We start from the raw sequence: 804 nt of genomic DNA on the forward strand, positions 1-804 counted from the left end.
CGCAGATGGGCTGATTGGCCTGTCCTGTTAGGCTCTTCGTTTTGGCGGAGGGCGGGATTGAAGCACGTGGAATTGTATGGGCGCGTTCGTCACGCTGTTCTTGTTGACGGCATGAGCCGTCGGGAAGCGGCGCGTATCTTTGGGATCAACCGTCGCACTGTTGAGAAGATGCTGAGGTTTTCGATCCCGCCAGGTTATCGGCGCGACAAAGCTATCCGTCGCCCAAAGCTGGACGCGTTTACGGGGATTATCGACGAGATCCTTGAGGCCGACAAACTGGTTCCCAAGAAGCAGCGGCACACGTCGAAGCGGATATTTGAACGACTGCGTGATGAGCATCGCTTTGCTGGGGGCATCACGATTGTGAAGGATTACGTCTTCGCGACCAAACAGCGTCAGCGGGAGATGTTTGTACCTCTGTCACATCCACCAGGTCATGCTCAGGTGGACTTTGGTGAGGCGCTTGCAATCATCGGCGGCGTTGAACGGAAGATCCACTTTCTGGTGATGCACCTACCGCATTCAGATGCGTGTTTTTTGAAGGCGTACCCGGCCGAGACAACCGAGGCGTTCTGTGACGCACATGTAGCCGCGTTCGCGTTCTTCGGCGGCATACCTTTGTCGATCCTGTACGACAACACGCGGATTGCCGTGGCCCGCATTCTGGGGGACGGGCAGCGCAAACGAACCCGGGTGTTCTCAGAACTGGTGTCCCATTATCTGTTTGAGGATCGGTTTGGCCGCCCGGGCAAAGGGAATGACAAAGGTAAAGTCGAGGGAACGGTTGGCTACACCCGCCGGAAC

Annotated in this window: 1 protein-coding gene; it reads left to right on the top strand. The window is 56.7% G+C overall.

The genetic code is table 11. The features are described from left to right. Positions 1-111: 111 nt before the first annotated feature. Positions 112-804 (top strand): IS21 family transposase (istA, locus tag GV827_RS23205; protein ID WP_408056279.1); only part of this gene is annotated, 693 nt, incomplete at its 3' end.

Source organism: Sulfitobacter sediminilitoris (assembly GCF_010667575.1).
GTDB lineage: Bacteria > Pseudomonadota > Alphaproteobacteria > Rhodobacterales > Rhodobacteraceae > Sulfitobacter > Sulfitobacter sediminilitoris.